Genomic DNA, 7,776 nt, shown 5'->3' on the forward strand with positions numbered 1-7,776 from the left:
ATGTCCTTCGCTCAGGCCGCCGCGTCGCTTCCCCCGACCGCTTCCTCCCCGAACCGTTCGGCGGCGTAATCGTCGAGGTTGAACCCGTCGTCGGGCACGCGGAACATGAACCGTTCGGCGATCTCGGTGAGCAGGATATCGGGCCGGACCCGCTCGACATAGGACCAATCGACCGAGGTGCTCCAGACGAAATGCACCTCGGCGAAGGTCTCGGCGAGCATGATGGTCAGCATCAGCGGCGCGAAATGCGAATACGAATCGCCGAACAGGACGAGGCGGCGCGGGTCGCGGGCGGCGGCGTTGGCGTAGATCACGTGCGAGCCGACATGGAGCGTGTCGGCGCGGCCGGCCGCCTCCCGCGCCTCCACGATCGGGCTGGCGTAGCGGCGCACGGCATCGCGCTGAAGGTCGTGGATGCGCGTCCGTTCGGTGCGCGGCGGATCGAACCGGCCGCCGAGATCGCCGGAAATCTCGGTCTCGCGGGAGCCCCGCGTGGCGAGGTCCGGGCAGGGCGCGGCCCGCAGCGCGCGGCAGATCTCGCGATAGGCGAGGTGGCAGCCGGCGAAGGTCCAGTGGCTGTCGGTGCGGTAGAACAGGTCTTCCCCCGCACGGGCCGCGCGCATCGGCTCGACGAGGTCGATACAGGTCCGCCGCAGGACGCGCGTCACCGGCCATTCCCGGAGATGCCCCCGCAGCCGGGAGAACCAGCGCCGCCGCGGCAGGCCGCGGATCAGGCGGCGGGCGGGGGAGAGGCGGTGATCGACGGCGATCCCGTCGAGGAAGCCGTCATAGACGCTGAGTTTTTCCGGCACGACGACGTGGTGGTAGGCGATGCCGAGCCCGCGCGCCCGCGCCGCACGGCCGGCGATGCGCTGGCGCCACAACTCGGTCTGGTGGGCCATGAAGCCCGACTCGTTGAACTGCGCGATGACGTTGTTGCTGCCGGCGACGACGAACAGCCAGCCGTCCTTGCCGACATGAATGTGATCGGTGGCCGTGTCCGACACGAAGTCCCGCCCTTCCTCAACCGTCTTCGCCGATGCCGAACGCGCGGGCGGGCCGTGGCTCTACAGGCGCGGGCCGCTCCGAGGCAAATGCGGCCGGGCGCGCAAGACATGCAGCGGACTTCGCCCGCAGCGATATGCTAGAGCATCACCCCGAAAGGTGGCCTCCGGCTTTCGGAAAAAGATGATGCAAAGACAAAGGTCTAGGGCATCGTCCCGAAAGGTGGCCTCCGACTTTCGGGACGATGCCCTCGCGGTGTTGCCGATTCCTTGAATGGACGGGCCGCACGGCGGGACCCGCGAGGAGCAGGCTTGAACGACACGCAAGCGGACGAGGCCGCGGCGCATGCCCGGCTGATCGAGGACAACCTCGTCCTCACCTGCGAGGCCGGGCGCCTGTACCGCGACGGCGGGTTCGCGGGCGATGCCGCCCTGCTCGACCGGCTGCGGGCGCGGGTGAGCCGGCTCACCGACGTGGTCGGCGCGGTGTTTCCCGGCTTTCCCGCGCACGATCCCGCGCCGCCGCGCCTGTTCGGCGGTGATGCCGCCTTCCGCGAGAAGCAGGGAGCCGCCCTCGCGGCGCCGCGCCCGCCGGGGCCGCCGACGCTGCTCTGCGAGACCCGCGACGTGCGCCTTGCGGGCAACGCCCTGTTCCATGTCGCGGATGGCCGGCCGCAGGTGCTGTTCGAGACCTACCGGCCGCAGGAGCGGCATGTGGTGCCCGGCCCCGGCCCCGGCTTCCTGCATGTGGACGAGACCATCGCGGAAGCGGGCCTCGTCTTCCTCCTCAATTCGGCGGGCTCGTTCAATTACGGCCATTGGCTGATCGACGACCTGCCCCGGCTGCACGCGCTCGCCCTGTTGCGCGAGCACCATCCCGGGGTGCCGATCACCATCGCGCTGGTGTCCTACTTCCCGCATATCGACGCGGCGCGGCGCCGCTCGATCCAGCTCCTTCTGGGCCATCGCGTCGCGATCCGCTTCCTCGACCGGGACAAGACCTACCACTTCGCCCGCCTGCACCACGCCACGCCGTGCAGCCTGCCGAGCACCGGCAAGTCGCCGCATGCGCTGCGCTCTCTCACCGGGCAGATGCGAGCGCGGACCCGCCTGCCGCGCGGGCTGTTCGCGTTCCGGCGGCTCATGGGGCGAGGCCGGCGCCTGTTCGTGGACCGGCATCCGGGGCGGGGGCGGGGGCTGGCCAACCGCGAGGCTGTGCTCGGCCTGCTGCGCGGCCTCGGCTTCGAGGCGTTCGATCCCGAACTGACCAGCGTGCGCCAGCAGGTGGTGCGGTTCGCGGCCGCCGAGATCGTGGTCGGCATCGCCGGGGCGGGGATGACCAACACGGTCTTCTGCCGGCCCGGCACGCCGGTCATCCACCTCGTGCCGGAGGGCTGGGAGGACCGGTTCTATGGCGAGATCGCCACCGCCTGCGGGCAGGACTATGCGGCGGTGTTCGGCCCCCGGATTCCCTCGGACGCGCCCGAATATCTTCGGGATTTCGCGATCGACCCCGAGCCCCTGCGCGAGGCCCTCACGGCCGCGGGCCTCCGCTAAAACCCGAGATCCCAAAGGGGTCACCCCTTTGGCGGGATCTCGGGGCAGCGCCCCGATCCCCCAGCTGAGTTCAGCGCGGGCGGCGCAGCGTTCGGCCGGTGACCTTCGCCTGCTTGCGGAACACGCCGACCAGCTCGACATGGGCCGACCATGCGAATTGATCGACCGGCGTAACCCGCTCCAGCCGGTAGCCGCCCGCGATCAGGGTCGCGGCGTCGCGGGCGAAGGTGCCGGGATCGCAGGCGACGCCGACGACGAGGGGCACCTTCGATTCCGCGATCCGGCGCACCTGCGCCTCGGCCCCGGCACGGGGCGGGTCGAACACCACCGCGTCGAGCGCATCGAGTTCCGGCCCGAGCAGCGGGCGGCGGAACAGGTCGCGCGCCTCCGCCGTGATCCGGGCGTAACCGGCTCCGGCCCGGTAGGCACGGGTCAGGGCGGTGATCGCCCCGGCCTCGCCCTCGGCGGCATGGACCTCGCGGGCACCCGCAGCGAGTGTCAGGGCGAAGGGACCGCTGCCGCAGAACAGGTCGCCGACGCGCCGCACCTTGGCCTTGCCCTCGTCCATGGCCTCCAGCACCAGGGCGGTCAGGGTCGCCTCGCCGGCCTGCGTCGCCTGAAGGAAGCTGCCGGGCGAGGGCACGCGCCGGGCCGGCCCCTCGCCGACCGCGGGCGGGCGACGCTCGACCACCACATCGCCGTGGATCGACAGACGGGCGAGGTCGAGTTCGCCGGCGAGCCGCGTGAGGACACCGCGGACGCCGTCACTCACCTGCCCGTGGCCGCGGATGTCGATGTCGAGGCCGGTCACGGTCGCGGTGGCGGCGATGTCGAGCGGCTTGCGGCCGTGCCCGAGCGGGGCAGCGAGCGCCTCCGCGACGGCCGGCGCCCGGTGCAGGCTCGGCACGGTGATCGGGCAATGGTCGATCGGCACCAGCGCGTGGCTACGCGCGGCCATCAGCCCGGCCCGCGCCCGGCCCTCGATCTCGCGCACATGCAGCGTGATCCGCCGCCGGCCCTCTCCCTGCGCGTCGAGGAGCGGCATCAGCGTGGTCTCGATGCGCGCCTGCCCCAGCGCCCCGGCGACGATGCCGCGCTTCCACTCCGCGTAAGGAGCGGGGGCGAGGTGCTGCACGGCGCAGCCGCCGCAGGCCGAGAAATACGGGCAGAACGGCGCGATCCGATCCGGCGAGGCCTCTTCCACGGCGACCAGCGTGCCGATGCGGTCGCCGCGCTGCACCCGCACGCGCTCGCCGGGCAGGGCGCCGGGCACCGCCAGCCCGCCCTCCGTGAGCCCGTCACCGCGGGCGCCGAGCCGGGCGATGGTCAGGGTCTCTTCGACCGGGTTGTGTTCGGCAGCGTCGGACATGGGATCAATCATCAGAGGAACGCCTCGCGGCGACCAGGAATTCGCGGTTGCCGTCGCCGCCCTCGATGGGGGAGGGGATCGGCCCCGACACGGTGAAGCCGAGGCCGACGAGCACGGCGCGCACGCCCTCGCAGACCTCGGCATGAACTTCGGCGTCGCGCACGATGCCGCCGCGCCCGACCCGCTCGCGCCCAGCCTCGAATTGCGGCTTGATCAGCGCGGCGATGGCCGCCTCGTCGGCGAGCTGGGCCGCCACCGCCGGCAGGACCAGCCGCAGGCCGATGAAGCTGACATCGATGGTGGCAAGCCGCGGCGCCGGCTGGATCGCGCCCGGCGAGAGGGCGCGGATATCGGTGCCCTCCAGGCTGGTCACGCGCGGGTCGGCGCGCAGGGCGGCGTCGAGTTGGTCGCGGCCGACATCGACCGCGTGGACATGGGCGGCGCCGCGCCGCAGCAGCACGTCGGTGAAGCCACCGGTCGAGGCGCCGACATCGAGGCAGGCAAGGCCCGTGGGGTCGAGGCCGAAAGCGTCGAGCGCCGCGGCGAGCTTGAGGCCGCCGCGGGAGACATAAGGATGGGGGGCCGAGGCCTCGATCCGGGCGCTGGGCTCGACCAGATCCGAGGGGCGCGTGACGAGGCGGCCGTCGGCGCTGACGAGGCCGGCTTCGATCGCCGCCCGCGCCTGCGCCCGGCTGCGGAAATGCCCGTGCTCGACCAGGAACCGGTCGGCCCGCAGCCGCTCGCCCGTCATCGGGTCTCCCTTCCGAACATCGTGCCGCCGCGCCCGGGTTCCGCTTCCCGGGTTCGGATCCGAGACGCGGGTCTCGGGCTTTGATGGTGCATCGTCCTGTTCCGAAAGTCGGCAACCGCCTGTCGGGACGATGCTCATGTGATCGAGACGGATCGGCCCGTCCCCTGTCGGAACGTGCCGCTTCGCGTTACCTACAGCATCGCCCGCGGCGGCGCGTGCCGGCTCGTCCGAAAAGGGCGATGCGAAATCCGCTTTTGCCGGGTAGCCCGGATTGCGCACCGCCTCAAGCGGTGGCGGAATGCCGGGCGGAACCGTCGGGCTGCAGCAACGGAGTGAGTCAGTTCATGAGAGGTGCCATCATGCGAGGGGCCACGACGCCTGCCATCCGCCGTCGACCGGCCGCGATCCCTTTGGCTGCGGCCCTGTTCGCGGGCCTTGCCGGCTCCGCCTTCGCGCAAGAGGCCAAGGAGGCGCCGAAGGAGCCGGCCCCCGCCAAGACGGAGAGTGCCGGCGCGCCGCAGACCTACGAGAGCGCGATCACCAACGGCAAGGGTGAGAACATCGGCAAGATCATGATCCGCGACGGGGCGAACTCCCTGGTGATGCGGCTGTCGATTCAGGCCGGCGGCCTGCCTCCGGGCTGGCACGGCATCCACTTCCACGCGGTCGGCGACTGCTCGGACACGGAGAAGTTCGAGAAGTCGAAGGCCCACGTGAACCACGACCAGAGCAAGCACGGCCTGCTCAACCCCGACGGACCGGACGAGGGCGACCTGCCCAACGTCTACGCCAACGCCGACGGCTCGGTGAACGCGGAAGTGTCGAGCGAGACCCCGCTGACCGGCGAGGGTGGCCTGCGCGACGGCGACGGCTCGGCGCTGATCATCCATGCCAACGAGGACGACCACACCAGCCAGCCCATCGGCGGCGCGGGCCCGCGCATCGGCTGCGCGGTCATCAAGTAACACTCTCAAAACCCTCCCCCCCCTGCGGGGGAGGGTGCCTGCGGAGCAGGCGGGACAGGGACCGGCTCAGGTCTTTCCGAACGTGGCGCTCCCCTCACCCGACCCCCTTCCGGGGGCCACTCTCTCCCGCAGCGGGGAGAGGGTGGGATGATGCTACCGCTTCAGGTTCACCACGCTGCCTTCGCGCTGCGCCGCCTTTTCCGGCAAGGCGGCGCGGACGGCCTTGAGGATGCCGTCGGCATCGAGCCCGGCCTCGGCGTACATCTTCTCCGGCTTGTCGTGGTCCTGGTAGCTGTCCGGCAGCGTCAGCGTGCGGACCCGGACGCGGCCCGTATCGAGCACGCCGCGCTCGGCCAGCAGGTGCAGAACCATCGCACCGAAGCCGCCGACCGAGCCCTCCTCGACCGTCACCAGAACCTCGTGGCTCATCGCCAGATCGACGATCAGCTCCGCATCCAGCGGCTTGGCAAAGCGCGCATCCGCGACTGTGGCCACGACACCCTCNTCGTGGCTCATCGCCAGATCGACGATCAGCTCCGCATCCAGCGGCTTGGCAAAGCGCGCATCCGCGACTGTGGCCACGACACCCTCGGCCTCCAGCGCGTCGGCGGCCTTCAGCGACTCCGACAGGCGCGTGCCGAGCGAGAGCAGCGCCACCCGCGCGCCCTCCGGACGCCGCACCACACGACCACGGCCGATCGCCAGCGGCTCGCCCTTCTCGGGCAGTTCGATGCCGACACCCTCGCCGCGCGGGTAGCGCAACGCGATCGGACCCGAATCATGCGCGTGGCAGGTCGCCACCATATGCACCAGCTCGGCCTCGTCGGCGGCCGCCATCACCGTCATGTTCGGCAGGCAGCAGAGATAAGCGAGATCGAACGCGCCGGCATGCGTGGCGCCGTCCGCGCCGACGAGACCGGCTCGGTCGAGGCAGAAGCGCACGGGAAGGTTCTGCAGCGCCACATCGTGCACGACCTGATCGTANCGCACCGAAGCCGCCGACCGAGCCCTCCTCGAYCGTCACCAGAACCTCGTGGCTCATCGCCAGATCGACGATCAGCTCCGCATCCAGCGGCTTGGCAAAGCGCGCATCCGCGACTGTGGCCACGACACCCTCGGCCTCCAGCGCATCGGCCGCCTTCAGCGACTCCGACAGGCGCGTGCCGAGCGAGAGCAGCGCCACCCGCGCSCCCTCCGGACGCCGCACCACACGACCRCGGCCGATCGCCAGCGGCTCGCCCTTCTCGGGCAACTCGATGCCGACGCCCTCGCCGCGCGGGTAGCGCAACGCGATCGGGCCCGAATCATGCGCGTGGCAGGTCGCCACCATGTGCACCAGCTCGGCCTCGTCAGACGCCGCCATCACCGTCATGTTCGGCAGGCAGCAGAGATAAGCGAGATCGAACGCGCCCGCATGCGTGGCGCCGTCCGCGCCGACGAGACCGGCTCGGTCGAGGCAGAAGCGCACGGGAAGGTTCTGCAGCGCCACATCGTGCACGACCTGATCGTAGGCCCGCTGCAGGAAGGTCGAGTAGATCGCCACGAACGGCTTGTAGCCCTCCGTCGCCAGACCGCCGGCAAAGGTCACCGCGTGCTGCTCGGCGATGCCGACGTCGAAGGTCTTGTCGGGATGCGCCTTGCCGAACAGGTCGATCCCGGTGCCGCCGGGCATGGCGGCGGTGATCGCCACCACCGGCGTCGATCCTGTTCTCCGACATCCTCGTCATNGCATGCGTGGCGCCGTCCGCGCCGACGAGACCGGCTCGGTCGAGGCAGAAGCGCACGGGAAGGTTCTGCAGCGCCACATCGTGCACGACCTGATCGTAGGCCCGCTGCAGGAAGGTCGAGTAGATCGCCACGAACGGCTTGTAGCCCTCCGTCGCCATACCGCCGGCAAAGGTCACCGCGTGCTGCTCGGCGATGCCGACGTCGAAGGTCTTGTCGGGATGCGCCTTGCCGAACAGGTCGATCCCGGTGCCGCCGGGCATGGCGGCGGTGATCGCCACCACCTTCGGATCGGCATCGGCCGCCTTGATCAGGCTCTCGCCGAACACGCGGGTATAGGCCGGGGCGTTGGCCTTGGCCTTGGCCTGCACGCCCGAGATCACGTCGAACTTGACCACGCCGTGA

Annotated in this window: 6 protein-coding genes and 3 pseudogenes; 2 read left to right on the forward strand and 7 right to left on the reverse strand. The window is 71.0% G+C overall.

Annotated features, from left to right (window positions below; translation table 11 throughout):
* Positions 1-11 precede the first annotated feature (11 nt).
* Complete coding sequence (locus tag ASF53_RS14010; protein ID WP_056199293.1) at positions 12-1,007, reverse strand: alginate O-acetyltransferase AlgX-related protein; 996 nt, start codon at positions 1,005-1,007, stop codon at positions 12-14.
* A 309-nt stretch (positions 1,008-1,316) separates the two neighbouring features.
* Between ASF53_RS14010 and ASF53_RS14015 the strand changes: the two genes are divergently transcribed.
* Complete coding sequence (locus ASF53_RS14015) at positions 1,317-2,561, forward strand: glycosyltransferase family 61 protein (RefSeq protein ID WP_056199296.1); 1,245 nt, start codon at positions 1,317-1,319, stop codon at positions 2,559-2,561.
* 70 nt (positions 2,562-2,631) lie between these two features.
* Here the strand turns inward: ASF53_RS14015 and ASF53_RS14020 are convergent, their stop codons facing one another.
* Both ASF53_RS14020 and ASF53_RS14025 read right to left on the reverse strand, forming a co-directional pair.
* Positions 2,632-3,942, reverse strand: a complete 1,311-nt coding sequence (locus tag ASF53_RS14020; RefSeq protein WP_056199298.1) for a class I SAM-dependent RNA methyltransferase — start codon at positions 3,940-3,942, stop codon at positions 2,632-2,634.
* The gene (locus ASF53_RS14025; protein WP_056199302.1) at positions 3,935-4,681 is read right to left on the reverse strand and encodes a TlyA family RNA methyltransferase; all 747 of its coding nucleotides are present in this window, start codon (positions 4,679-4,681) and stop codon (positions 3,935-3,937) included. Before ASF53_RS14025 ends, ASF53_RS14020 begins: the two co-directional genes overlap by 8 nt.
* A 359-nt stretch (positions 4,682-5,040) precedes the next feature.
* Between ASF53_RS14025 and ASF53_RS14030 the strand changes: the two genes are divergently transcribed.
* A complete protein-coding gene (locus ASF53_RS14030) occupies positions 5,041-5,646 on the forward strand; it encodes a superoxide dismutase family protein (RefSeq protein WP_056199305.1) in 606 nt (201 codons plus the stop codon).
* A gap of 153 nt (positions 5,647-5,799) precedes the next feature.
* Here the strand turns inward: ASF53_RS14030 and ASF53_RS26745 are convergent.
* The 4 genes and pseudogenes from ASF53_RS26745 to ASF53_RS25035 all read right to left on the reverse strand — a co-directional run.
* Positions 5,800-6,150, reverse strand: a 351-nt coding sequence (locus ASF53_RS26745) for a transketolase C-terminal domain-containing protein (RefSeq protein ID WP_286134438.1), incomplete at its 5' end; no start/stop codon positions are given.
* A 1-nt stretch (position 6,151) separates the two neighbouring features.
* Positions 6,152-6,618 (reverse strand): annotated as a pseudogene (locus tag ASF53_RS26750) (transketolase C-terminal domain-containing protein); the annotation flags it as partial.
* Positions 6,619-6,631: 13 nt separating this feature from the next.
* Positions 6,632-7,339 (reverse strand): annotated as a pseudogene (locus ASF53_RS14040) (transketolase C-terminal domain-containing protein); the annotation flags it as partial.
* Positions 7,340-7,374: 35 nt separating this feature from the next.
* A pseudogene (locus ASF53_RS25035) lies at positions 7,375-7,776 on the reverse strand (1-deoxy-D-xylulose-5-phosphate synthase); the annotation flags it as partial.

It is taken from the genome of Methylobacterium sp. Leaf123, from assembly GCF_001423405.1.
Taxonomy (GTDB): domain Bacteria; phylum Pseudomonadota; class Alphaproteobacteria; order Rhizobiales; family Beijerinckiaceae; genus Methylobacterium.